The 22,583-nt window shown below is 65.6% G+C and carries 19 protein-coding genes; 9 read left to right on the forward strand and 10 right to left on the reverse strand.

Annotated features, from left to right (window positions below):
- Window positions 1-162: 162 nt before the first annotated feature.
- The 3 genes from QPK32_RS06370 to QPK32_RS06380 are packed head-to-tail and all read right to left on the reverse strand — an operon-like array spanning window position 163 to window position 6,112.
- Entirely contained in the window at window positions 163-1,587 is a 1,425-nt protein-coding gene (locus QPK32_RS06370; RefSeq protein ID WP_290411941.1) for an efflux transporter outer membrane subunit, read from the reverse strand.
- 8 nt (window positions 1,588-1,595) lie between these two features.
- Window positions 1,596-4,751, reverse strand: a complete 3,156-nt coding sequence (locus tag QPK32_RS06375; RefSeq protein WP_290411942.1) for an efflux RND transporter permease subunit — start codon at window positions 4,749-4,751, stop codon at window positions 1,596-1,598.
- A 23-nt stretch (window positions 4,752-4,774) separates the two neighbouring features.
- Complete coding sequence (locus QPK32_RS06380; protein ID WP_290411943.1) at window positions 4,775-6,112, reverse strand: efflux RND transporter periplasmic adaptor subunit; 1,338 nt, start codon at window positions 6,110-6,112, stop codon at window positions 4,775-4,777.
- Between the two features lie 156 nt (window positions 6,113-6,268).
- On the opposite strand from QPK32_RS06380, the gene QPK32_RS06385 reads away from it, so the two are divergent.
- Window positions 6,269-6,913, forward strand: coding sequence for a TetR family transcriptional regulator (locus QPK32_RS06385; protein WP_290411944.1), 645 nt, complete (start codon window positions 6,269-6,271; stop codon window positions 6,911-6,913).
- Window positions 6,914-7,043: 130 nt separating this feature from the next.
- On the opposite strand, the gene tal is transcribed toward QPK32_RS06385, so the two are convergent.
- From tal to QPK32_RS06400, 3 genes are all read right to left on the reverse strand, one after another.
- A complete protein-coding gene (tal, locus tag QPK32_RS06390) occupies window positions 7,044-7,973 on the reverse strand; it encodes a transaldolase (RefSeq protein WP_290411945.1) in 930 nt (309 codons plus the stop codon).
- 171 nt (window positions 7,974-8,144) lie between these two features.
- On the reverse strand, window positions 8,145-8,555 hold the full coding sequence (fos, locus tag QPK32_RS06395; RefSeq protein ID WP_290411946.1) for a fosfomycin resistance glutathione transferase: 411 nt from the start codon (window positions 8,553-8,555) through the stop codon (window positions 8,145-8,147).
- Window positions 8,549-9,046, reverse strand: coding sequence for a GAF domain-containing protein (locus QPK32_RS06400; protein ID WP_290411947.1), 498 nt, complete (start codon window positions 9,044-9,046; stop codon window positions 8,549-8,551). The genes fos and QPK32_RS06400 overlap by 7 nt, the downstream gene beginning before the upstream one ends.
- Window positions 9,047-9,188: 142 nt before the next feature.
- Here QPK32_RS06400 and QPK32_RS06405 point away from each other — a divergent pair, with 142 nt between their 5' ends.
- The 4 genes from QPK32_RS06405 (at window position 9,189) to QPK32_RS06420 (ending at window position 12,778) form a co-directional block, all read left to right on the forward strand.
- On the forward strand, window positions 9,189-10,502 hold the full coding sequence (locus QPK32_RS06405; protein WP_290411948.1) for an AAA family ATPase: 1,314 nt from the start codon (window positions 9,189-9,191) through the stop codon (window positions 10,500-10,502).
- Window positions 10,489-11,133 (forward strand): hypothetical protein, encoded by a 645-nt coding sequence (locus QPK32_RS06410; RefSeq protein ID WP_290411949.1) that lies wholly within the window; start codon window positions 10,489-10,491, stop codon window positions 11,131-11,133. Before QPK32_RS06405 ends, QPK32_RS06410 begins: the two co-directional genes overlap by 14 nt.
- Before the next feature lie 42 nt (window positions 11,134-11,175).
- Window positions 11,176-11,541: a GFA family protein gene (locus QPK32_RS06415; protein ID WP_290411950.1), complete on the forward strand. Its 366-nt coding sequence runs from the start codon at window positions 11,176-11,178 to the stop codon at window positions 11,539-11,541.
- Between the two features lie 67 nt (window positions 11,542-11,608).
- On the forward strand, window positions 11,609-12,778 hold the full coding sequence (locus QPK32_RS06420) for an epoxide hydrolase family protein (RefSeq protein ID WP_290411951.1): 1,170 nt from the start codon (window positions 11,609-11,611) through the stop codon (window positions 12,776-12,778).
- 50 nt (window positions 12,779-12,828) lie between these two features.
- Here QPK32_RS06420 and QPK32_RS06425 read toward each other — a convergent pair whose 3' ends face one another.
- From QPK32_RS06425 to pgi, 4 genes are all read right to left on the reverse strand, one after another.
- Complete coding sequence (locus QPK32_RS06425; protein WP_290411952.1) at window positions 12,829-13,683, reverse strand: SIS domain-containing protein; 855 nt, start codon at window positions 13,681-13,683, stop codon at window positions 12,829-12,831.
- 10 nt (window positions 13,684-13,693) lie between these two features.
- Window positions 13,694-15,163 carry a glucose-6-phosphate dehydrogenase gene (zwf, locus tag QPK32_RS06430; protein ID WP_290411953.1) on the reverse strand — a complete coding sequence of 490 codons (1,470 nt, stop codon included), beginning with the start codon at window positions 15,161-15,163 and terminating at the stop codon, window positions 13,694-13,696.
- 208 nt (window positions 15,164-15,371) lie between these two features.
- On the reverse strand, window positions 15,372-16,268 hold the full coding sequence (locus QPK32_RS06435; protein WP_290411954.1) for an SMP-30/gluconolactonase/LRE family protein: 897 nt from the start codon (window positions 16,266-16,268) through the stop codon (window positions 15,372-15,374).
- Between the two features lie 34 nt (window positions 16,269-16,302).
- Window positions 16,303-17,949 carry a glucose-6-phosphate isomerase gene (gene pgi, locus QPK32_RS06440; protein ID WP_290411955.1) on the reverse strand — a complete coding sequence of 549 codons (1,647 nt, stop codon included), beginning with the start codon at window positions 17,947-17,949 and terminating at the stop codon, window positions 16,303-16,305.
- A 287-nt stretch (window positions 17,950-18,236) separates the two neighbouring features.
- Here pgi and edd point away from each other — a divergent pair, with 287 nt between their 5' ends.
- The 4 genes from edd to QPK32_RS06460 all read left to right on the forward strand — a co-directional run bounded on the left by edd (window position 18,237) and on the right by QPK32_RS06460 (window position 22,528).
- Window positions 18,237-20,153, forward strand: a complete 1,917-nt coding sequence (gene edd / locus QPK32_RS06445; protein ID WP_290411956.1) for a phosphogluconate dehydratase — start codon at window positions 18,237-18,239, stop codon at window positions 20,151-20,153.
- 7 nt (window positions 20,154-20,160) lie between these two features.
- Window positions 20,161-20,796, forward strand: coding sequence for a bifunctional 4-hydroxy-2-oxoglutarate aldolase/2-dehydro-3-deoxy-phosphogluconate aldolase (gene eda / locus QPK32_RS06450; RefSeq protein WP_290411957.1), 636 nt, complete (start codon window positions 20,161-20,163; stop codon window positions 20,794-20,796).
- A gap of 15 nt (window positions 20,797-20,811) precedes the next feature.
- Window positions 20,812-21,360, forward strand: a complete 549-nt coding sequence (locus tag QPK32_RS06455; protein ID WP_290411958.1) for a Rhs element Vgr protein — start codon at window positions 20,812-20,814, stop codon at window positions 21,358-21,360.
- Between the two features lie 121 nt (window positions 21,361-21,481).
- Window positions 21,482-22,528: an SDR family oxidoreductase gene (locus tag QPK32_RS06460; RefSeq protein ID WP_290411959.1), complete on the forward strand. Its 1,047-nt coding sequence runs from the start codon at window positions 21,482-21,484 to the stop codon at window positions 22,526-22,528.
- Window positions 22,529-22,583: the final 55 nt, after the last annotated feature.

The raw sequence follows: 22,583 nt of genomic DNA on the forward strand, positions 1-22,583 counted from the left end.
GCACCGGATGGACCGGGTCCGCTCGCTCGAGTTCCTCGGCCACGAAAAAGATCGGGGCCGGTCCGCGATTCCATCATACCGAAATCGCGAAGCCGGCCCCGGTCGGGGTCGTGCAATGGTGCGCGGAAAGTGCTTCAGCCGGCTGACGGCAGCCGGCTGCGATCAGCGCGCCGCCGTCGCCTGGTTGACGGGCTCGCTCCAGCCGCCGCCGAGCACGCGGTACAGCACCACCTGGTTCTGCAGGCGCGCCAGGTTGGCCTCGATGGCCTGCTGCTGCGCGGTAAACAGGGAGCGCTGGGCGTCCAGCAGGTCCAGGTAGCTGGCCGTGCCGTTGCGGTAGCGCAGGTCGGACAGCTGGAAGCGGTCCGACTCGGCCGTCGCCACGGCCTGCTGGGCGCGCAGCTGCTCGCTGTAGGTCGCCTGGCCGGCCAGCGCGTCCGCCACTTCGCGGAACGCCGTCTGGATCGAACGCTCGTACTGGGCCACGGCGATGTCGCGGCCGGCGCGGGCGCTCTCGACGCCGGCGCGCACGCGGCCGTAGTCGAAGATCGGCACGATCGCCTGCGGTGCGAAGGTCCAGCCGAAGGTGCCGCTCTTGAACAGGCCCGACAGTTCCGTGCTCGCGCTGCCGGCGGTGCCGGTCAGCGTGATGTTCGGGAAGTAGTTCGCGCGCGCCGCGCCGATGTTGGCGTTGGCGGCGATCAGCTGCTGCTCGGCCGAACGGATGTCCGGACGGCTGGCCAGCAGGTCGGACGGCATGCCGGCCGGCAGGTCCGGCAGGTTGGTCGTCGCCAGCGTGGCGCCTTGCGGCAGGTCGTTCGGGATCGGCGCGCCGATCAGCAGCGTGAGCAGGTTCAGGTCCTGGGCGCGCTGGCGCTGGGCTTGCGCCAGCGTCGTGCGTGCCTGTTCGACGAGCGACACGGCCTGCTGCAGGTCCAGCTTGGACGACACGCCGTTATCGAAGCGCAGTTGCGTCAGGCGCAGCGATTCCTCGCGGGTCTTGAGGGTCTGCTGGGTCAGGCCCAGCAGTTCCTCGTCGGCCAGGTAGGCCAGGTAGGTCGTGGCCACCTGCGAGACCAGGCTGATCTGGGTGGTCTTGCGGGCTTCCTCGGTGGCCAGGTACTGGGCCAGTGCCGATTCGGTCAGGTTGCGCACGCGGCCGAAGAAGTCCAGTTCGAACGCCGATACCGCCAGGCCGGCCCGGTAGGAGCTGGTGATCGGCTGGTCGCGGCCGGTGGTGGCGCGGTTGCCGGTGACAGCCGCGTCGATCGTCGGCAGCTGGTCGGCACGCTGGATGCGGTACTGGGCGCGCGCCTGTTCGATGTTCAGGATCGACACGCGCAGGTCGCGGTTGTTGGCCAGGGCGATGTCGATCAGGCGCTGCAGGCGCGCATCGGTGAAGAAGCGCTGCCAGGCCATGGCGGCCGGGGCCTCGGCGGCAACGGGGTTGCCGCTGTTGACCGTGCCTTCCACGGTGGGGAAGCCGGCGGCGACCGGGGCGGCCGGGCGCTCATACTTGGGCGCCAGGTTGATGCAGCCGGCCAGCGTCAGGGCCAGGGTCAGGGGGATGAGTGCGATTGGTTTCATGTTCCGGATCAGACTTTCGATTCAGCAAGTTTATCTTCTTCCTGGTGCTTGTGCAGCGCCTGCTGGCGTTTGCTGCCCTTGAAGAAGCCCCGGATCACGACGAAGAACACGGGAACGAAGATCACGCCGAGCACGGTCGCGGTGATCATGCCGCCCATCACGCCCGTACCGATGGCGTGCTGGGACGCCGCGCCGGCGCCGCGCGAGATCGCGAGCGGCAGCACGCCGAGGATGAACGCCAGCGAGGTCATGATGATCGGGCGGAAACGCAGGTGCGCCGCTTCGAGCGCCGCGTCGAACGGCGACTTGCCCTCGGCCTGCAGGTCCTTGGCGAATTCCACGATCAGGATCGCGTTCTTCGCCGCCAGGCCGATGATGGTGATCAGGCCGACCTTGAAGTACACGTCGTTCGACAGGCCGCGCATCGAGGCCGCCAGCAGCGAGCCGAGCACGCCCAGTGGCACCACCAGCAGCACCGCGACCGGGATCGACCAGCTTTCATACAGCGCGGCCAGGGCCAGGAACACGGCCAGCAGGGCGAAGCCGATCAGGATGAACACGGTGGAGCCCGACAGGATCTCCTCGCGCGACTGTCCGGTCCACTCGTAGGCGAAGCCGGCCGGCAGCTGGGCTGCCAGGCGTTGCATCTCGTCCAGTGCCTGGCCGGTCGAATAGCCCGGGGCCGGTTCGCCGGTCAGCTTCATCGACGGATAGCCGTTGTAGCGGATCGTCTGCATCGGGCCGGTCACCCACGAGGTGCTGGCGAACGAGGACAGCGGCACCGGCCTGCCCTGGGTATTCAGGGCATTGATGCGCAGCAGGTCGTCCGGCTGCATGCGCTGGGGCGCATCGGCCTGCACGATCACGCGCTGCAGGCGGCCGGCGTTCGGGAAGTCGTTCACGTAGGACGAGCCCAGCGAGGTCGACAGCGCGGTATTGATCGCCGCGAAGGTCACGCCCAGGGCTTGCGCCTTGTCGCGGTCGATGTTCAGCTTGAGCTGCGGCGCGTCTTCCAGGCCTTCCGGACGCATGCCGGTCAGCACCTTGCTCTGCATCGCCATGCCCAGCAGCTGGTTACGCGCGGCCACCAGCGCTTCGTGGCCCTTGCCGCCGCGGTCCTGCAGGCGGAACGAGAAGCCGGTGCCGGTACCCAGTTCCGGGATCGGCGGCGGGCTCACCACGAAGATGAACGAGTCGCGCAGCGCGCCCATGTGCATGGTGACGCGGCCGGCGAAGTCCTGCGCCGTATGGCCGTTGCCCTTGCGCTCGTCCCACGGTTTCAGCGGGATGAAGGCGAGGCCCATGTTCTGGCCCTGGCCGGAGAAGGAGAAGCCCGTCACGGCGACCATGTTGGCCACTTCCGGCTGCTTCATGACGTAGTCTTCCATCGCGCGCAGCACGGTGCCGGTACGCTCGGCGGTGGCGCCCGGCGGCAGCTGGATGTTGGCGATCACATAGCCTTGGTCTTCGTTCGGCAGGAAGGAGTTCGGCAGGCGGGTGAACATCCAGCCGACCACGACGACCAGCACGGCGAACACGACCATCCAGCGGCCGGCGCGCTTGAGGATCCTGGCGACCAGGCCTTCATAGCGCTTGGCGCCGGCGGTGAAGTTGCGGTTGAACCAGCCGAAGAAACCCTTCTTCTCGTGGTGGTGGCCGGCTTCGACGGGCTTGAGCAGGGTCGCGCACAGCGCCGGGGTCAGCGACAGCGCCAGGAAGGCCGAGAAGCCGATCGAGGTCACCATCACGGCCGAGAACTGGCGGTAGATGTTGCCGACGGCGCCGGCGAAGAAGGCCAGCGGCACGAACACGGCCATCAGCACGACGGTCACGCCGATGATCGCGCCCGAGATCTGGCCCATCGCCTTGCGGGTCGCTTCCAGCGGCGGCAGGCCTTCCTCGGACATGATGCGCTCGACGTTCTCCACCACGACGATGGCGTCGTCGACCACGATACCGATCACCAGCACCATGCCGAACATGGTCAGCACGTTGATCGAGAAGCCCATCGCCAGCAGGCAGGCGAAGGAGCCCAGCAGCGCCACCGGCACGACGATCGTCGGGATGATCGTGTAGCGCAGGTTCTGCAGGAAGATGAACATCACGATGAACACCAGCACGATCGCCTCGAACAGGGTGTGCACCACTTGCTCGATCGAGATCTGGATGAAAGTGGTCGAGTCGTAGGGAATCGAATACTTCATGCCTTGCGGGAAGTACTTCTGCAATTCCTTCATGCGCGCCTTGATCAGGTTAGCCGTTTCCAGCGCGTTACCCGACGGCGACAGCTGCACGCCGATACCGGCGGACGGCTTGCCGTTCAGGCGCGCGGTGGTCGTATAGGCCTGGCCGCCGATCTCGATGCGTGCCACGTCCTTCAGGCGCACGGTGGAGCCGTCCGGATTCGCGCGCAGCACGATGTTGCCGAACTGCTCGATGTTCGACAGCTGGCCCGTCACGACGACGGTCGCGCTGATCTGCTGGCCCTTGGCCAGCGGCAGATCGCCGATGGTGCCGGAAGCCACCTGGGCATTCTGCTGGCTGATCGCCGTGGTCACGTCGGCCGGCGACATGTTGAAGCCGACCAGCTTGGCCGGGTCGATCCAGATGCGCATCGCGCGCTCGGTACCGAACAGCTGGGCCTGGCCCACGCCCTTGATCCGCTGGATCTCCGGCAGCACGTTGCGCGAGGCATAGTCGCCCAGCGCGATCGAGTCGGTGTTCGGGTCGTCCGACGAGAGGATAGTGAACAGCAGGAAGTTCGAGCGCGCCTTGTCCACGCGCACGCCCTGCTGGGTCACGGCCGGCGGCAGGCGCGGGGTCGCGCGCGACAGGCGGTTCTGGACGTCGACCTGGGCCAGGTCCGGATCCGTGCCGGTCTCGAACGAGATGGTGATCGAGCCGGTGCCGTTGGCCTGGCTGGTCGATTCCATGTAGATCATGCCTTGGGCACCATTCATCTCGCGTTCGATGATCGAGATGACGGAATCTTCCAGCGTCTGGGCCGACGCACCCGGGTAGGTGACGCTGACGACGATCGACGGCGGCGCCACGGTCGGGTATTGCGCGATCGGCAGCTGATTGATGGCAACGCCACCAAGCACCATGATGAACAGTGCGATCACCCAGGCAAAGATTGGGCGGTCAATAAAAAAACGTGCCATTGGAAAGTCCTGTTCCTTTCAACTTACCGGTTGCCGTTGGCCGGGGTCTGGCCGCCGGCCGGCGGAGTGCCGGTCGCCGGGGTGCGTGCACCACCGGCCGCTGCCGTGGCCTGGGCGCCGGCGGCGTTCGGCTGGGCCGCCGGCGCACCGGCGGCTGCCGGGGCTTGCGGCGCGGCGGCCGGGGTCCAGGCGACCGGTTGCACCGGCGTGCCCGGCGGCATCATCTGCAATTTCTGGAAGCCGTCGACCATGACCTTCTCGCCTTCCTTCAGGCCGTCCACGACGACCCAGTTCTCGCCTTGCTGCGAAGCGATCTTGACGGTGCGGCTGACCGGCTTGTTGTCGGCGCCGACGACCATCAGGGTATCGCCATTCTGGCCGCCGCGGGTAACGGCTTGTTGCGGCACCAGGATGCCCGACGGCAGCTCGGCCTGGGACAGGCGTACGCGCACGTACTGGCCCGGCAGCAGGGCATTGTCCGGGTTGGCGACCTGGCCGCGCAGGGTCACCTGGCCGCTGCTCTCGTCGACGGTGACGTCGGAGAACAGCAGGGTGCCCTTGCGGTTCAGCGTGGTGCCGTCTTCCAGCACGACGGTGACCGGCAGCGCCGCGTCGATGCCCTTGCCGCCGGCCTTCTTGCGCAGGTTCTGCAGTTCCAGCGCGGATTGGGTAATGTTCAGGTATACGGAATCGGTCTGCTGGATCAGCGCCATCTGGGTCGCCTCGGTCGCCGAGACGAGGGCGCCTTCGGTCACCAGCGCGCGGCCGATGCGGCCCGTGATCGGGGCGTAGACGTTGGCGTAGTCGTAGTTGATCTGGGCGATCTTCAGCTGGGCCTTGGCCGAGTTGACTTCCGCCTCGGCCTGCTTGGCGGCGGCGACGGCGTTCGTGTACTCCTGCTTGCTGACGGCATTGGCCTCGACCAGCGGCTTGTAGCGCTCGACGACGGCGGAGGTCGAGACCAGAGTGGCTTCTGCGCTGCCCACTGCCGCCTTGGCGGCATTGACCTGGGCCTGGTAGGGTGCCGGATCGATCTGGAACAGGGACTGGCCCTGCTTGACGATGCTGCCCTCGGTGAACAGGCGCTTCAGGACGACCCCGTTGACGCGGGCGCGGACCTCGGCCGTACGGATCGCCTGGACGCGTGCCGGCAGTTCGGTTTCCAGCGCCACCGGCTGGAACTTGGTGGTGATCACGCCAACCTGCGGCGGCGGCATCTTGGCGCCGGCGCCGGCACCGGCCTTGGCGTCATCCTTGGGGCCGCAGGCGGACAGCAGGGCCACGGCAACCAGGGTACTCGCGGCGAGACGGGCGGCCGGCGATCCGGTCAATGACAGGGAAGAGGATGGGGCAGAGCGCATTAATGCTTCCTTTTTGTTAGAAAAAGGATAAAACCGTCCTGCAGTACTCTCTGGTACGGCAATACGGTTTTATCGCTGGCTTCATGAAAACCCGGCTATACTATCACGAGTGTATGTTTAAATGTTTCTGTCTACTACATTTGGAGAACGTGGCTGATGGCCCGCAGAACGAAAGAAGAGGCGGCTGCCACCCGCGACAGCATCCTGGATGCAGCTGAAAAATTGTTTGTAGAACAGGGCGTTTCACGCACCACGCTACAGCATATCGCAAGCGAAGCCGGCGCGACGCGTGGCGCGATCTATTGGCATTTCGACGACAAAAGCGCGTTGTTCAATGCAATGATGGACCGGGTGAGGTTGCCGCTCGAAGCCGAACTGCAGGTGCTCGACGAATCCGAGTCCGCCGACCCGCTGGATGACTTGCGCAACTACGTGATGGCGGTGCTGCGCCGCACGGTGAACGACCCGCAGGCGCGGCGCGTGTTCGAGATCGCCACGCTGAAAGTGGAATTCGTCGACGAGATGGATGCCGTGCGCCAGCGGCGCCAGCACAACATCAACGACTGGATGAGCCGCGCCGAGCGGCGCGTCGCGCGCGCCGTGGAAAAGGGCCAGATCGAAGGCACGGGCGACGCGCGCACGGTGGCGCGGTCGATGTGGATCATGATCGACGGCCTGATCCGCACCTGGATGTTCGATCCGCAGGGTTTCGACCTGATCAAGCAGGGCGAGTGCATGATCGATCCCTATCTGAATGGCTTGCGGGTGGGGTGCGGCAAGCTGGCAGACGCAGTCAAGTAAGAAAAAGCGTCCCGAAACGTCGCCCCCGCGCAGGCGGGGGGGCCAATGTCTGCATGCGTATCGCAATGCGTGCAAATTGGGCCCCCGCCTGCGCGGGGGCGACGGTGTTTAACGATCGAAAATGATGCGATCAACGCATCTCTTCGATCATCTTCTTCAGCTTGGCCGAATCCGCGCAGAACGCACGGATGCCCTCGGCCAGCTTCTCGGTGGCCATCGCGTCTTCGTTCAGCATGAAGCGGAAGGTCTTTTCGTCCATCGCGATCTTCTCGATGTCCGCACCCGCGTCGGCGGTCAGCTTGCGCTCGACGGCGCCGTCGGCATCGGCCAGCTTCTGCAGCAGGTCCGGCGAGATCGTCAGCAGGTCGCAGCCGGCCAGTTCCAGGATCTGCGAGGTATTGCGGAAGCTCGCGCCCATGACTTCGGTCTTGTAGCCGAACTTGCGGTAGTACTGGTAGATGCGCTTGACCGACTGCACGCCCGGATCGTCCGAACCGGTGTATTCAAGGCCGGTCGACTTCTTGTACCAGTCGTAGATGCGGCCGACGAACGGCGAGATCAGCTGCACGTTCGCTTCGGCGCAGGCGATCGCCTGGCACAGCGAGAACAGCAGGGTCAGGTTGCAGCGGATGCCTTCCTTTTCCAGGATCTCTGCGGCGCGGATGCCTTCCCAGGTCGATGCGATCTTGATCAGCACGCGTTCGCGGGAGATGCCGGCGGCTTCGTACAGGGCGATCAGTTCGCGGCCCTTGGCCACGGTCGCCTCGGTGTCGAACGACAGGGCGGCATCGATCTCGGTGGAAACGCGGCCCGGCACGTACTTCAGGATCTCGACGCCGAAGGCGATCAGGAGGCGGTCGACGACGTCCTCGATCGAGCCGTCGGGCGAATCGGCGACGGCTTTTTCCAGCAGCGGACGGTATTCCGGCTTCTGGACGGCCTTCAGGATCAGCGACGGGTTGGTGGTCGCATCCTGCGGCGCGTAGGCCTTGATCGACTGGAAGTCGCCGGTATCGGCCACCACGGTGGTGAATTGCTTGAGCTGTTCGAGTTGATTCATGGTGCTGGGAAGGGGAGGGGTGGAAATTAGGGCGATATTGTACGCCTTCGGCAGGTCCGGCGGCATTTCGTGGCCGGCTTGCCGTCCATGCGGCGATTGTTGTCGGCGCCCTGATCGAGCACGGCATCGGCGCCTGTGCCTATCACCGCGTGGACGGCGGAGCCGTCCACCCTACGCAAAGAGCATCCCTGGATACGGTTTCTCGCGGCAGGCCGCCAGCCGGCTGGCCAGGTCGCCCACGTGCGCTTCGAGCTGGTGCCCGTCCGGGTCGAGGAAATAGACGGACTCGCCCTCGCTGCGGTTGCGCCGCCATTCCTGTACGCCAGCCGCCAGCAGCCGTGTGCGGAAGGCCGCGACATCCTGCTGGGCGATGGAAAACGCGTAATGCGTGTAGTCCGCGCCCGGGGGCGCGGCGGCACGCGCCGGGTCGAGCGACAGGCACAGCCACAATTCGCCGAGCGCCAGGTAGGCGCCGGCATCCCACACGGCCTCGCAGCGGAAACCGAGCAGGTCGCGGTAGAAGCCGACGCTGCGTTCGACGTCCGTCACCGCCAGCGTCAGGTGATTCAGTCCGGTCAGCAATCGGTCCCGTCCAGGAACGCCTGCACCATCGCTTCCAGGCCGGCCTTGTCTTCTTCCGAGAAGCGGTCCGGGGTCGGGCTGTCGATGTCGAACACGCCGATCAGCTTGTCGTTCTTGACCAGCGGGATCACGATTTCCGAGGCCGATGCCGAATCGCAGGCGATGTGGCCCGGGAAGGCGTGCACGTCCGGCACGACGATGGTCTTGCGCTCGACGGCCGTGGTGCCGCACACGCCGCGGCCGAATGGGATGCGGGCGCAGGCCGGCTTGCCCTGGAACGGGCCGACCAGCAGGTCCTGGCCCTCGCCCTTCTTGCTCGGCACGGTGAGGTAGAAGCCGGCCCAGTTCAGGTCGGCGATGGTGTCGTAGACCAGGGCCGAGAATTGCGAGGCGTTCGCGATGAGGTCGCGCTCGCCTTCGAGGACGCTGGCGACCTGGCGTACCAGCAGGTCGTAGTCGGGGCGGGTGCTGCGTTCGGGATTGATGTGCATGGCGTATGGCTAAACTGGTCTAAATGCCATATTTTACGGCAGCCCGGTTTTTGGCGCAGGCCGACCGACGATGTCGTATTGATGACTTGATGATGACTTAGAATGTTGGTTTCGACGTCCGCCACTACGGATCAGGATCAGCATGAAAATCAAGCAGCTTCGTCTAGAAAATGTGGGGCCATTCAGTTCGCTTGCGGTCGAGCTTGATGCAGCCGTGACCGTATTAATCGGAAATAACGGTGCCGGCAAGACGACCATCCTCAAATCCTTGGCTACCTCGCTGAGCTGGTTCGTTGCACGTTTTCGCAGCGAAAAAGGGAGCGGTAGCGCGATCGACGAGGAACAGATACTCAACGGCGCCAACGCTGCTTCCGTTGCCATGGCAGTCGTGGACGGGGGCGAGCCGTATGAATGGACACTTTCCAAGACGCGCATCGGTCGCAAGAATGGTCATCCGTCGCAGTTGAACAATGCGACGCGGCTTGCCGACGTCTATCGCACTTCCTTGTCTTCAAATGAACAGGCGAATGTCCCACTCATCGCGTTTTATCCGGTCGAGCGTGTCGTGCTTGATATTCCACTGAAAATCAGGGAGAAGCATACGTTTCAACAGTTGGATGGGTATGACAACTCCCTGAGTCAAGGCGTCGATTTTCGTCGTTTCTTCGAGTGGTTTCGAGAACGTGAGGATTCGGAAAATGAAAGCAGCATTCCTGAGGAAACATTAAAAGCAATTGAAAGTACGCTCGATGCGGATACTTGGAACACACTGGTCAAAGGAGGCCTCATCTCGCCGAGGGACCGTCAGTTGACCGCTGTGCGTGCAGCGATCGCCCACTTCATGCCCGGATTCAGCAACCTGAGAGTGCGGCGCAAGCCGCGGCTGTACATGTCGATCGACAAGGGAGCGGAAACCCTGAACGTATCTCAACTGTCCCAGGGCGAGAAATCCTTGATGGCATTGGTGGGAGATATCGCGCGTCGATTGGCCATGATGAATCCCGGCCTGGCGAATCCACTGGAGGGCGAAGGTATTGTGCTGATCGACGAAGTCGACATGCACCTGCATCCAAAATGGGCACGCAGCATCGTTCAGCGATTGACGAATACGTTCCCGAACTGCCAGTTCGTGCTGACGACCCATTCTCCACTCGTCATCAGCGACAGCAAGGACATATTGGTCTATGCGCTGGAAAACGGTGAACTGGTCAAGGTGCCACCGCTCTACGGGCAGGACGTGAACACCGTCTTGCTCGAAGCAATGGATACGCATGTGCGGAATGCCTTGGTAGCGCAGCGCCTGAACGACCTTCTGGATGCAATCCATGACCGCAAGTTGGACGACGCCAGGAGGATGGCACGGGATTTGGAAGCGGAGCTTCCGGCCCAGCATGTCGAGCTCGCGAAAGCAAGGCTGCTTTTGCGTAAGGAGGAATTGCGTCTTGCGAAGAATTGACAAGGGGGTGGAGCCGCGCAGCCTCACGGCATGGAAGCGTGCGCACCAGCACGGCACCTATGCCGATCTCCCTCCGGAGGAACGGCAAGCCATCCGACAAGCCTGTGCGCTGGAGCAGTACTACTTGTGTGGATATTGCTGTGATGCGATATCAGGAGAGGCGAGCGATACTACCAACGAGCATGTAGAAGCGCAGAAGCTTGCTCCGCACCGTACTGTCGATTTCAGCAATATCATTGCGAGTTGCGCAGCCCTGCATCATTGCGACAAAGCGCATGGTTCGCAAGCCTTGCCGCTGACACCCCTGATGGCCGAATGCGAGAGCGAACTTCGCTACAAGATCAGCGGAAGGGTAGAGGGTCTGACGGATAGGGCAAGGGAAGCCATTCGTGTCTTGAACCTTGGGGATGCGGAACAGGCAAACAAGGCACTCATAGAAAAGCGCAAGGCTTTGTGCAATGCCTTGTTGTGGACGAACGGGATCGATCCGGAACAGGGGCTCGAGGATGAGGAACTCATCCGGATCGTCATCGCCGACCTGTTGCAACCCAAAGAGGGGCGGCTTGAAGCATTTGCGCCAGTGCTGGCAAACATCATGAGCGCGTGGCTCGAAGGTCGCCAAGTGGAATAAACTAAGACGATCAGTGGTGTGGACCAGCGGAGGGGAATCGACATGTTGAAAGGCAGTTGCCTGTGCGGTGGGGTGGCATACCGGGTCGACGCTCCGGTCAACGACGCCAGCCATTGTTATTGCACCATGTGCCGCAAGCAGCATGGCGCGGCCGCGGGGGCCTACGCCAACGTGCCGAGCGCCGGCTTCGCACTGGAGCGCGGCGCCGACTTGGTGGCGGAATACGCATCGTCGGAGCACGGGCGGCGCGCCTTCTGCCGCACCTGCGGTTCGACCCTGTACTGGCGCAGCGAGGCCGAGCCGGACGTCATCTCCGTCACGCTGGGCACGCTCGACCCGGACTATGACGGGCCTGTTGAGCGGGAAATTTATACGGATACCAAGCCACGCTGGCTGCCGACGGCGTGACGTCCCGTGCGCAGACGCGCGGGAACGCAGTCTACAATGAGCTGCCACGATACCGCGAGGTGCGCCGATGAATACCGAATCCCGCATTGACCCATTTCGCATTGAGCCATTCCGCATCGCCATCTCCGACAAGGACCTGGTCGACCTCGACGAACGCCTGCTGCGCGTCCGCCTCGCATCCGGCATCGACGACCAGGGATGTAGCGAAGGCATCGAGCCCGGCTTCCTGCGCGACCTGCTGGAATACTGGGCGTCCGAATTCGACTGGCGCGTCCACGAGGCGCGTTTGAATGCGCTGCCGCAGTACCTGGCGCGCATCGGCGAGCAGACCATCCATTTCGTGCATCGACCCGGCACCGGCCCGTCTCCGCTGCCGCTCGTGCTGACCCACGGCTGGCCCGGCTCCTTCATCGAGATGGAGCGCATCATTCCGCTGCTGGCCGATCCCGGTGCCCACGGCGGCGACCCGGCCGACAGCTTCCACGTGGTCGTCCCCTCGCTGCCGGGCTACGGCTTTTCGCCGGCGCCGCGGGGCAAGGGCGTCGGTGCCTGGGCGACGGCGGCGCTGTGGGCCGAACTGATGGCGCAGCTGGGCTACGAGCGCTTCGGCGCCCAGGGCGGCGACCTCGGCGCGGTCGTCAGCATCTGGCTCGGCCAGCGCTTTCCGGAGCGCGTCGTCGGCATGCACCTGAACTACGTGCCCGGTTCCCTGAAGCCGCCCTTGGGCGAAGGGCAGCCGCCCTTGACGGACGAGGAGCAGGAGTTCCACAAGCGGATCGCCGCCTGGGTCGACAAGGAGGGGGGCTACGCGCACATCCAGGGCACCAAGCCGGCCACGCCGGCCGTGGGCCTGAACGACTCTCCTGCCGGCCTGGCCGCCTGGATCGGCGAGAAGTTCCACGCCTGGTCCGAGGACTTCGACGGGACAATCGGCTTCGATACGCTGTTGGCCAACATCAGCCTGTACTGGTTCACGCAGACGATCGGCTCGTCGTTCCGCATGTATGTCGAAGGCCGGGCGAAACCCATGGCGCTGCAGGAGAAGGTCCGGCCGCCGCTGGGCATCGCGCAGTTTCCGGCCGAGATCCCCATTCCGCAGCGCAGCTTCGTCGAGCGCGCCTTCGACGTGCAGCGCTGGACGGCGATGCCGGCCGGCGGCCACTTCGCGGCGCTGGAGCAGCCGGAGTTGCTGGCGCGGGAGATACGGGAATTCTTCCGGCCGCTGCGTGCTGGCTAAAGCGCCCCTTACCAACAACGTGTTGTCCCGGCGCGGGTTAGTTGACGACGTTAGCCAATAAACGAGTCGAACTGCATGTCGAATTCCTGCAGCGCCTTCTGCGCGTTCTGCATCTTCTTGCGGAATTCCGGACCGCGCTGCAGCGCCAGCCCTACGGCCAGCACGTCGATCACGACCAGGTAGGCCAGGCGCGCCGAGATCGGCGTGTACGGGTCGGTCGCGAACACGAGGTCGATCGGGATCAGGAGGCTCGCCATGTCGGCCAGCTGGGTGCCGGACGGCGCCAGTACGATGACCTCGGCGCCGCCGCGGCGCGCCAGCTTCGCCGAGCGCACCAGCGAGGGGTTGTTGCCGCGCTGGGAAATGGCCACCAGCGCGTCGCCTTCGCGCAGCAGGGCCGCGGCGATCGAGTGGATGGCGGGATCCGTGTAGGCGACGGTCGGCACGCCCGAGCGGAAGAATTTATGTTGCGCGTCCGAGGCGACGAAGCCGGACGTGCCCTGGCCGTAGAACTCGATCTTGTTGGCGCGCGACAGGATGTCGAGCGCTTTCTGGATCAGCTCCGGCTTGAGGTTGTTGCGCAGGTCGAGCAGGGTGTTGATCGAGCGGCTGCAGATCTTGTTCACGAGGTCGGACGCGAGATCGTCCTGCGACGGCTGCTCGTTGGCGCCGGGCAGGGCGAGTGCGAGGCCTTGCGCCAGTTTCAGCTTGAACTCGTGCCAGCCGTCGTAACCGAGCGTGCGGCAGAAGCGCACGACGGTCGGCTCGGACACCTGCGCGCTGCGCGCCAGTGCCGTGATGTTCTGGCTGACCGTGGCGCCGGGCGCGGCGAGCACGGCCAGCGCCACCTTGCGTTCGGACTTCGACAGCGAGTCGAGCTGGGTGCGGATCGAATCGAGCAGCAAAGCAGGTCCTTTAGTCTTCCGGCAAAGCTTCTTCACGCCACTGCAGGCCGTCGCGGCCGATCAGCGCGGACGAGGAGGCCGGGCCCCAGGTGCCGGACGTGTAGGGCGCAGGCGTCGTGTCGTCCTGTTCCCAGTGCGCCAGGATCGGTTCGACCCATTCCCAGGCGGCCTCCAGTTCGTCGCCGCGCATGAACAGCGTCAGCTGGCCGCGCAGCACGTCGAGCAGCAGGCGCTCGTAGGCTTCCATGCGCGGGGCCTTGAACTGTTCGCGGAAGTCGAGTTCGAGCTCGGCCTGCTTCAGGCGCATCGAGTCGCCCGGGGTCTTGGCCATCAGGTTCATCGACAGGCCTTCGTCCGGCTGCAGGCGGATCACGAGGCTGTTCGGCTGGAAGCTCGACGTCGGCTGGTTGAAGATCGAGTGCGGGATGGTCTTGAAGCGCACGACGATTTCCGCCAGGCGGTCGGCCATGCGCTTGCCGGTGCGCAGGTAGAACGGCACGCCGGCCCAGCGCCAGGTGTCGATTTCCGCCTTCATGGCGACGAAGGTCTCCGTCTTGGAGTGCTTCGGCGCGTTCGGCTCGTCGCGGTAGCCGGGCACCTGCTGGCCGTCGACGTAGCCGGCGCGGTACTGGCCGCGGATGATGTTCTGCGACAGCGTGGTCGGGGTGAAACGCTTCAGCGAGCGCAGCACCTGCAGCTTGGCGTCGCGCACGGCGTCCGGGGCGATCGAGGCCGGCGGCTCCATCGCCACGATGCACAGCAGCTGCAGCAGGTGGTTCTGCAGCATGTCGCGCAGGGCGCCCGAATTGTCGTAGTAGCCCAGGCGGTTGCCCACGCCGATCTTCTCGGCGATGGTGATCTGCACGTCCGAGATCCACTCGCGGCGCCACAGCGGCTCGAACAGGATGTTCCCGAAGCGCAGCGCCAGCAGGTTCTGCACCGTCTCCTTGCCCAGGTAGTGGTCGATGCGGTAGATCTGCGATTCGGCGAACACCTTGCCGACGTCGGCGTTGATCTGCTTGGCCGACGCCAGGTCGCGGCCCAGCGGCTTTTCTAGCACCACGCGCGAATTCGGCGTGGCCAGGCCCACGGCCGCCAGGTTGTCGCAGATGCGGGCGAACAGCGAAGGCGGCGTCGCCAGGTAGTAGACGCGGGTCAGCGATTCGTCCTTGCGCAGCGCCTCCACCAGGGCGTCGTAGGTGCCCACGTCGCTGGCGTTGACGGCGACGTAGGTGATACGGGCCAGGAATTTCTGCCACGCTTTCTCGTCCACCGTTTCCTTGACGTTGGGCTTCGCGTTCGTCTCGACCATCTGCAGGAAGGCTTCCTGCGACATGGGCTCGAGGCCCACGCAGATGATGCGCGCGCTGGCCGGCAGGTCATTGGCGACGTCGCGGGCAAACATCGCAGGGAGCAACTTGCGCATCGCAAGGTCGCCGCTGCCGCCAAAGAAAACGAGGTCGAAATCGGAAAGAGCCATGGTGTCGAAAGCGGAAGGGTGGGGAATAATGTAAATTTACTACGCGATCTTTGATTTCGCAAGAAAATTTACTACGTACCGGGAGGCGGTCAGGATGGATTGGTAGGGTGGACGGCTGTGCCGTCCACGCGTTCAAACAGTGCATGCGGCGAACCGAACGCTTGTTGGACGCGTGGACGGCAAGCCGTCCACCCTACCGGTTGCCGGTTCAGGCGCGGTATTCCGGCTGCTTCAGCCCCGGCACCTCGACGGCAAAGGCCAGCACCTTGCCCGTATGCGGATATTGTTCCAGCTCCGCATTCGAGCGGCCATGGCTGGCGGTGGTGACGTACAGCGTGCGCAGGTCCGGGCCGCCAAAGCAGACGGCCGTCGGACAGCGCACGGGTAGCTGGATCTCGGCCAGCAGTTCGCTGGTCGGCGACAGCTTGACGATGCGTCCGCCCTCGAACATGGCGACCCAGTAGTTGCCTTCGCTGTCCATGGCCGCGCCGTCCGGGCGGCCGCCGTAGTCCGGCGCCTTCTTGTCGTCCGGGAAGGCGACCAGGTTGCGCTGGTTCGAGGCGGCGCCGCTGGCCACGTCGTAGTCGTAGACGTCGACGCGGTGGCTCGTCGTGTCGGCATGGTACATGGTCTTGCCGTCCGGGCTCCATGCGAGGCCGTTCGAATTGGTCATGCCGCCGGCCCAGGCCTGGCGCAGCTTGCCCCCCTCGAACACGTACATCTCGGCCTTCTGCTGGTCGCGCGGCTCGTACATGGTGCCGACCCAGAAGCGGCCGGCCGGATCCACGCGGCCGTCGTTGAAGCGCATGATCTTCGTGTCGTACGGCGCCGGCGCCAGGTCTTGCACTTCGCCCGACGTCGTGTTCAGGTGGACGAAGCCGGCGCGGGTGGCGACGACCAGGTTGTTGTCCTGGTCGACGGCCAGCGCCGACGGTTCCGTGTCCATCTTCCACGACGTGTGCTTGCCGCTGGCCGGGTGCAGGCGGTGCACCGTGAAGCCGTTGATGTCGACCCAGTACAGCGCCGATTCCACCGCGTGCCAGACGGGCGACTCGCCCACCTGCATGCGTTCGTCGTGGACGACCGTGAATTTTTCGCTCTTCATGCTTGCATCGCCTCCTTTGCCCACAGCGTAGCGTTTATACCGCGGCCTTGGCGCGCGCGATCAGGCCGTTGGTCGAGCCGTCGTGCAGCGCCGGCTGGGCGTCGCCGTTCAGTTCCGCCTCGATCTTCTTGGCCAGCACCTTGCCCAGCTCGACGCCCCACTGGTCGTAGCTGTTGACGTCCCACAGTGCGCCCTGCACGAACACCTTGTGCTCGTACAGCGCGATCAGGGCGCCCAGCGTGGCCGGGGTCAGGTAGTCGAGCAGGATGGTGTTGCTCGGGCGGTTGCCCGGGAAGGTCTTGTGCGGCGCCAGGCGCTCGATCTCGGCCAGGGCCAGGCCCTGGTCCTGCAGGTCCTTGCGCACCTCGTCCGTCGTCTTGCCCTTCATGAAGGCTTCCGACTGGGCGAAGCAGTTCGCCAGCAGGGCGGCGTGGTGGTTGTGGAACTCGTGGGCCGGGCGCAGGGCGGCGATGAAGTCGATCGGCGTCACGTCGGTGCCCTGGTGCAGCAGCTGGAAGTAGGCGTGCTGGCCGTTGGTGCCCACGTCGCCCCAGATCACGGGGCCGGTCGCGTAGTCGACGATGGGGTCGCCGTCGCGCGTGACGCGCTTGCCGTTGCTTTCCATGTCGAGCTGCTGCAGGTAGGCCGGGAAGCGGTTCAGGTCCTGGTGGTAGGGCGCGATCGACACCGACGGGCAGGCCAGGAACTCGCGGTTCCAGAAGCCGACCAGGCCCAGGATCATGGGCATGTTCTGCTCGACGGGGGCGGTGCGGAAGTGCTCGTCCATCGCATGGGCGCCGGCCAGGAAGTCGGCAAAGTAGCCGTAGCCGACGCACAGCGCCACCGGCAGGCCGATCGCCGACCAGACCGAATAGCGGCCGCCGACCCAGTCCCAGAACGGGAACATGTTGGCCGGGTCGATGCCGAAGGTCTTGATCGCCTCGACGTTGGTCGACACGGCGACGAAGTGCTTCGCCAAGGCCTCCTCGGATGCGCTCTGCAGGAACCAGGCGCGCGCCGTGTTCGCGTTCATCATCGTCTCGGCCGTCGTGAAGGTCTTCGAGGCGATGATGAACAGCGTCGTTTCCGGATCCACGCGCGACAGGGCGGCGTCCATGTCGTGGCCGTCGACGTTCGAGACGAAGTGCATCGTCAGGCGCGGATGGGCGAACTGGCGCAGCGCCAGGCAGACCATCTTCGGGCCCAGGTCCGAGCCGCCGATGCCGATATTGACGACGTCCGTGATTTCCTTGCCCGTATGGCCCTTCCATTCGCCGCTGCGCACGGCGTCGGTGAAGGTCTTCACGTGGTCCAGCACGGCGTGCACGTCGCTCGTCACGTCCTGGCCGTCGACCGTGATCTGCTTGTCGCGCGGCGCGCGCAGGGCGGTGTGCAGGACGGCGCGGTTTTCCGTGATGTTGATCTTCTCGCCGGCGAACATCGCATCGCGCAGCTGCTCGACGCCGCGCTCGCGCGCCAGGCCCGCGAGCAGTTCAAGCGTGCGCCCGTCCAGGCGGTTTTTTGAATAGTCTAGGAACAGCCCGGCGGCTTCGACCGAGAGGCGTTCGAAGCGCTGCGGATCCTGGGCGAACAAGTCGCGCATGAGCCAGTCTTCGGCATCGATGGCGTGGGTCTGGAGGGCCTGGTAGGCGGCGCTGGCGGTCAGGGATGGTTGGGACATGATGTTGGACGGTATGATGTCATTTTATGCAGGTTATCGAATCATACAGGAAGCGCGCGTAAATTCACTACAGAAAAACACTATCCCGATGGTCTCCCGTACGGTGAACGCGTGGACGGGAGACCCGTCCACCCTGCCTGTACCGGCAACTCATCCGTAGGGTGGACGGCTCTGCCGTCCACGCGTTCGGCGGATCTGGCTCAGCCATATAAAAACTCCTGACGGCCGCATGCGGCCATTTTCATTTTGTAGTAAAATTTCAGAAATCCAATTTACAAGGAACGATCATGGCGGTACATCCCGTAGTAGAACAGGTGACTAATCGGATCATCGAACGCAGCCGGCATTCGCGCCAGGCTTACCTGGCGCATGTGGAAGCCGCCCGCATCAAGGGCGTGCAGCGCGGCGCCCTGTCGTGCACGAACCTGGCGCACGGGTTCGCCGCCTTCCCGGCCAACGACAAGCTGAAGCTGCGCGAGCAGAAGCAGCCGTCGGTGGCGATCGTTTCCTCGTACAACGACATGCTGTCGGCGCACCAGCCCTTCGAATACTTCCCGAAGGTGATCAAGGAAGCCGTGCGCGAAGTCGGCGCAGTGGCCCAGTTCGCGGGCGGCACGCCGGCCATGTGCGACGGCATCACCCAGGGCCAGCCGGGCATGGAACTGTCGCTGTTCTCGCGCGACGCCATCGCCATGGCCACCGCCATCGCGCTGTCGCACAATATGTTCGACGCCAGCCTGTACCTGGGCATCTGCGACAAGATCGTGCCGGGCCTGCTCATCGGCGCGCTGCACTTCGGCCACGTGCCGGGCATCTTCGTGCCGGGCGGCCCGATGACGACCGGTATCTCGAACAAGGAAAAGGCCGCGATCCGCCAGCGCTACGCGAAAGGCGAGGCCACGCGCGAAGAGCTGCTGGAAGGCGAGTCGGGCTCCTACCACAGCGCCGGCACCTGCACCTTCTACGGCACCGCCAACAGCAACCAGATGCTGATGGAGATGATGGGCCTGCACATGCCGGGCGCCGCCTTCATCACCCCGGGCACGCCGCTGCGCGATGCGCTGACCCGCGCCGCCGCCCAGCGCGCCGTCGCCATTTCCCAGCAGGGCGGCGAGTACATGCCGATCGCCCGCATCGTCGACGAGAAGAGCATCGTCAACGCCATCGCCGCGCTGCACGCGACGGGCGGCTCGACCAACCACACGCTGCACCTGATCGCCATCGCGCGCGCCGCCGGCATCGTGATCGACTGGACCGACTTCGACGAGCTGTCCAAGGTCGTGCCCCTGCTGACCCGCATCTACCCGAACGGCGACGCCGACGTGAACCACTTCCAGGCCGCCGGCGGCCCGGGCTTCGTGATCCGCGAACTGCTGGACGCCGGCCTGGCCCACGAGGACGTCAACACCATCCTCGGCCACGGCCTGCGCGCCCACTGCAAGGAACCGTTCCTGGACGGCGACAAGGTGGTCTGGAAGGACCTGCCGGCACAAAGCGGCGACGAAGCCGTCGTGCGGCCGGCCTCGAACCCGTTCCGCGCCGACGGCGGCCTGATCCTCGTGAAGGGCAACCTGGGCCGCGCCGTGATGAAGGTCTCGGCCGTCAAGGAAGAGCACCACATCGTCGAGGCGCCGGCGCTGACCTTCGATTCGCAGGAAGACTTCATGCATGCCTACAAGGCCGGCAAGCTGAATCGCGACTTCGTCGCCGTACTCCGCTTCCAGGGCCCGCGCGCCAACGGCATGCCGGAACTGCACGCGCTGACCCCGGCGCTGGCGAACCTGCAGGACGCCGGCTACCACGTGGCGCTGGTCACGGACGGCCGCATGTCGGGCGCGTCGGGCAAGGTGCCGGCGGCGATCCACGTGTCGCCGGAAATCCTGGCCGGCGGTCCGCTGGGCCTGGTGCGCGACGGCGACATCATCCGCGTCGACGCGACCCAGGGCGTGCTGGAGGCGCTGGTGCCGGCCGACGTCTGGGCCGCGCGCAAGCAGGCCACGGCCGACCTGTCGGCCAGCCACATCGGCATGGGCCGCGAACTGTTCGCCATCTTCCGCAACGCGACCAGCGCGGCCGAGGAGGGCGCGGCGACCTTCCCTTTGCCGTCCCCGAAGGACACCACCGTGCCCCTGCATGAAGGCGTCGACAGCGGCGACATCATGCCGGGTTCCGACGAAGATTTCCTGATCCGTAAAAACAAGTGAGACGCCAATGACCACGAATAACAACCTGCTCGACATCATGCGCTCGGCCGTCGTGATCCCCGTGATCGCGATCGACGATCCGGACCACGCCGTCCCCCTGGCCAAGGCGCTCGTCGCCGGCGGCATCCGCGTGCTCGAAGTGACGCTGCGCACCAAGCACGGCCTGGACGCGATCCGCGCCATGGCCGAGGTCGAAGGCGCGATCGTCGGCGTCGGCACCCTGACCCAGCCGGAGGAATTCGCCGCGGCGCGCGATGCGGGCGCCGTGTTCGGCGTCTCGCCGGGCCTGACCCCGGCGCTGATCGATGCCGCCAGGAAGAGCGGCCTGCCGCTGCTGCCGGGCTGCATGACCCCGTCCGAGGTGATGGTGGCGCGCGAAGCCGGCTTCAAGCAACTGAAGCTGTTCCCGGCCGTGCCGGCGGGCGGCGTCGGCATGCTCAAGGCGATCGCCGGCCCGCTGCCGGACGTGACCTTCTGCCCGACCGGCGGCATCTCGATCGAGACGGCGCCGCAGTTCCTGGCGCTGAAGAACGTGGCCTGCGTGGGCGGCTCCTGGCTGACCCCGGCGGACGCGATGAAGACCGGCGACTGGGACCTGATCACCGACCTGGCCAAGTCCGCAGCCGGCCTGCGCGCTGCCTGAGGAAGTCGACAGCCCATGCGGCGCCTCGCGCGGCCGATGACCGCGAACGAGATCGGGATGGCGTCGCTGCTGTTCGGCGACGCCATCGACTATGGACGCGTGCGCGTCCATAACCGCCGCTACCTGCCGCTGGTGCAGCCGCGCAACTGCGCGATGACGCCCAACGGCAGCATCTATTTCCACCATTCCTGCTTCCTGCCCGACTACACGGCGGGCGACCCGCCCACCATCCACTGGTTCATGCACGAGATGGTGCACGTGTGGCAGCACCAGCTGGGCTATCCCGTCAAATTGCGCGGCGCGATCCGCGTCGGCCTGTCGTACGCGTACGAGCTGCGGCCTGGCGCGCAGCTGTCCGACTACAATATGGAAGCCCAGGGCGACTTGCTGGCGGACTACTTCGCCCTGAAGCACATGCACCGCCCGCGCGTGATGCGCCAGCGCCGCCATGCGAGCCAGCTGCCGCTGTACGAACAGGTGCTGGCGCGCTTCCTGGCCGACCCGTCGGACCGCGAGAACCTGCCGCGCGGGATGTCGCGCAAACTCATCCGCATTCCTGCCTGAGGCCGTAACGGCCTGCATGGGCGCCGGTATCCGTCGCCACGCGCCGGCGCCGAAGCGTCCCGCGTCGATCGCCGCGAGCCGGTATGCTCATGCCGTTCTCCATTGCTTCGAAAGGACAGGCATGCATACCCCCTACAAGGCGCTCGTGGTCGGCGCCAGCGGCATCATCGGCAACGCCGTCGTGCAGGAACTGAAGGGACGTCCCGACTGGTCGGTGCGCGCGCTGCCGCGCACCTTCGTGGACGGCGTCGAGACCATCAAGGCCGACCTCACCGATGCCGCGGCCACCGCGCGCGCGCTCGAGGCGGCGCGCGACACGACCCACGTGTTCTACGCCGCGCTCAAGGGCGGCAGCGACCTGCTGGACGAGGAGCGCATCAACGGCGGCATGCTGCGCAACCTGCTCGACGGCCTGAAGGCCGTGGGCGCGCCGCTGCAGCGCGTCGTCCACTACCAGGGCGCGAAGGTGTACGGCGTGCACCTGGGCCACGCTCACGCGCCGTTCTACGAGGACGATCCGCGCCACGTCACGCCGAACTTCTACTATGCCCAGGAAGACCTGCTGCGCGAGCGCGGCGCGGCCGGCGACTTCGCCTGGTCGATCCTGCGCCCGGACGTGGTGGTCGGCGACATCGTCGGCAACCCGATGAACATCGTGATGGTGGTGGGCGTGTTCGCCGCGCTCAGCAAGGAAGCGGGCGTGCCGCTGCGCTTCCCGGGCACGGACAAGGTCTATTCGCGCGTGTTCGCCCAGACCACGGATGCGGCCTGGATGGCGCGCGCCAGCGTGTGGGCCGCGCTCGATCCGGCGGCGGCGGGCGAGGCGTTCAACCTGGTCAACGAACCGTTCCGCTGGGAGCGCATCTGGCGCCGCGTGGCCGACGCCTTCGGCATGGAAGTCGGCCCGCCGCAGCCGTTCGCGCTGGCCAGGCAGATGCCCTTGCTGGCCGACGCCTGGGCACGCGTGGCCCAGCGCCACGGCCTGCGGACGCCGGCCTACGAGAAGCTGGTCGGCTGGTGGTTCGGCGACTTCGTCTTCAACACCGAGTTCGACATGATCTCGGACATGGGCAAGATCCGCCGCGCCGGCTTCACCGAGGCGGTCGAGACGGAGGCCACCATCGTGGGCGCGATCGAGCGCTTGCGCGCCGCCGGGCAGCTGCCCTGAGCGGAGCCAGCATGGCTGCTGGCGAGGCCATCGGCCAGTGCAACCATGCCGACAT

It is taken from the genome of Massilia sp. YIM B02763 (assembly GCF_030412015.1).
Taxonomy (GTDB): Bacteria; Pseudomonadota; Gammaproteobacteria; order Burkholderiales; family Burkholderiaceae_D; genus Telluria.